Raw genomic sequence first — 2,435 nt, 5'->3', positions numbered from 1 at the left:
CTCCTCCCCCGTGAAACGGGGGAGGAGGCCGCGAAGCGGACGGAGGGGGCGTCCCACCTTACCTACGGGGACGACGCCACCGCCCACGAGAAGTCGGTGTGGGTGGACTGGGTGTCGAAGTAGGTCGGGTCGGTGAAGAAGGCGATCGGCTTCTTGTAATCCGCCGGATAGTTCGGGTTCGGGCCGACCAGGGCCACGCCGTGGCAGCTCATGCAGTTGGAGGTGATGCCGGCCGGAATGCCCGGATCGGTCTCCAGATAGGGGTTGAAGCAGACGGTCATGGTCGCGCCGCCCGGCGTGGTCGTCTGGTCGTAGGCGGTGCAGGCGGCGTAGTTGGTCCACGGCGCGGTCAGGCCGGACGGCTGGCCCTGCTTGTTGCCCGGGAAGTTGTTGGGCGTGTCCGCCCCCGGCTGCCACCAGAAGGTCTGCCAGGTCCAGAACGGGATCTCCTTGGTGTTGACGTGCATGGCCAGCAGCACGGCGTAGTCGCCCTCGACCACCATCTTGCCGGTGGCGGCCGCGAAGCTCTTGGCTTCGTCGGCGGTCAGGCGCACCGCGTAGAAGGTGCTGAGCGGCGCCCACTGGAAGGTCTTGCAGGCCGTGCCCGTGGTGCTGACGCTGGCGATCTCGGCCGGGGTCGCGGGACGGATCGGACCCGTCCCGGTCGGCGCGATCAGGATGCAGCTGGTCCAGGTGTTCACCGTGGGATTGGTCGGATTGGTCGAGGCCGACGGCCCCTGCCACAGCGGCTGGATCGTCAGGCCGGCGGCCTTGACCGTGCCGAACACCGGCTTGGTCTCGATCGCCCGGATCGGGAAGTCGTTGATCCCCCGGTTCTGCGGCGTGGTCCCCGCCGGCCACGAGGCGTTCAGCTTATTGAGGCCGGCCTGGGTGTTGTAGGCGTAGGTCCCGCCGCCCGGCCCGGGCTGCGGCGCGTCGATGAAGGTCGCGGCCTGCGGGTTGAACTTGTTGTCGGCGGTGACGTCGGAATTGCCGAACGTCGCCGTGGCGCCCAGCTTGGCGCCCTTGAAATGGTGGAACTGCACCGGCGGGGCGAAGGTGCGGATCGCGCGCGGCTTGGCCAGGCGCGCCTCCAGCGTGACGCCGTTGGTTCCGGCGGCGACCGCGGTCAGGGCCGTGGGGAAGACGTCGTTGGGGCCGGCCCAGGTTTCCCAGATCGGCAGTTCCTGGTCGTTGAATTTCTGACCCGACGGCGCGCTCATGCCCTGCCACAGGCTCCAGGCGTGGGCCCGGATGGCGGCGGTGTCGCTGTTGGCGATCCAGCCGTTGATCGTGGCGGCCGGCACCGGGAAGTTCGGACTGTCCGGGAGGGGCACGGGCGTGACGACGCCCGCCGCTTGCGGACCGGTCTGGCCCTCCGTCTGCGCCTTCTTGCCGGCGTCGCACGCCCCGGCGGCCAGCACCAGCACCGCGGCGGCCGCCCTCAAAGCCATATCGCGCATCTGCGCCTCCCTGATGTGCGGCGCTCTGGCGGCGCGCGCGAGGGTAGTAACAGCCGCGTCGTTACAATCGTCAATAGCAATGAAGGCCGACGCCCGCATCGCGCGATCCGACGGTGGGACGCGGGTCGCGCGATAAAAATCCACATGAACGGAATCTGTCGGCGACGCTGTCGACGCCGTTCAGCTTCACCTTGGCATGGTGTGTCTCACGGGGCCGATGGCTCCCAAACATTCCAAGGGACAACGACCATGACCATCAAGACCTTCACCAAGACGATGACCCTGGGCCTGGCCATGACCGCCACCGCCCTGACCATGACCGCCGCCCCCACCACCGCCAGCGCCATGTCGCAGAAGCTGGGCGGCGTCATCGGCTGCAACGCCTCGGGCAGCAAGCAGGAAGCCGGCGCCGTGATCGGCGGCCTGCTGGGCGCCGTCGCCGGCAACAAGCTGGCCAAGAACGACCGGGGCACGGGCACCGCCATCGGCGCCGTGGTCGGCGCGGGCGCCGGCTCTTACGCCGGCTGCCAGATGCAGAAGAGCCGCGCCGCCAACAATGCCGGCGGCGTCTACACCAGCAACGGCATCCGGGTGTCCAACGCGGTCGAGGCCTCGCCGATGACCAAGATCAAGGGCAAGTACGTCGCCCGCTCGAACCTGAACCTGCGCTCGGCCGCCACCACCCGTGGCGAGGCGGTCGGCTCGGTCCGGGCCGGCGAGACCTTCCAGGCCCTGGGCCGCACCGGCGACGGCAAGTGGATCCTGGTCGGCCAGGACGGCGTCGGCGTCGGCTATGTTTCGAGCGCCTACGTCTACCGGGCGTAACCAGACGGGCCGCTTAGCGTCAGGCCCCAGTACGGCAAGCCCGTCTGCTCCCCCGGCAGGCGGGCTTGTTGCTGTCTGGAGGGCCCTTTTTTTTGAACCCTCTCCCGGAGGGGAGAGGGAGGGGCCCGCGACGAAGTCGTGGGAGGG

The 2,435-nt window shown here is 69.1% G+C and carries 2 protein-coding genes; one reads left to right on the top strand and one right to left on the bottom strand.

Annotation, left to right across the window (positions count from 1 at the left end; genetic code table 11):
- Positions 1-62: 62 nt before the first annotated feature.
- Entirely contained in the window at positions 63-1,463 is a 1,401-nt protein-coding gene (locus tag AC1DZ6_RS23535; RefSeq protein ID WP_477099528.1) for a hypothetical protein, read from the bottom strand.
- 249 nt (positions 1,464-1,712) lie between these two features.
- On the opposite strand from AC1DZ6_RS23535, the gene AC1DZ6_RS23530 reads away from it, so the two are divergent.
- Positions 1,713-2,288, top strand: a complete 576-nt coding sequence (locus tag AC1DZ6_RS23530) for an SH3 domain-containing protein (RefSeq protein ID WP_477099527.1) — start codon at positions 1,713-1,715, stop codon at positions 2,286-2,288.
- Positions 2,289-2,435: the final 147 nt, after the last annotated feature.

The organism is Caulobacter sp. P1_B12_2 (assembly GCF_056406675.1).
Note: the sequence above shows the minus strand (reverse complement) of the source record. Positions and strands in the feature narration are given on the sequence as shown.

Bases quoted from the DNA above. Each gene is read 5' to 3' on its own strand.
- AC1DZ6_RS23530 (WP_477099527.1), top strand. From the start codon at position 1,713: ATGACCATCAAGACCTTCACCAAGACGATGACCCTGGGCCTGGCCATG.
- AC1DZ6_RS23535 (WP_477099528.1), bottom strand. From the start codon at position 1,463: ATGCGCGATATGGCTTTGAGGGCGGCCGCCGCGGTGCTGGTGCTGGCC.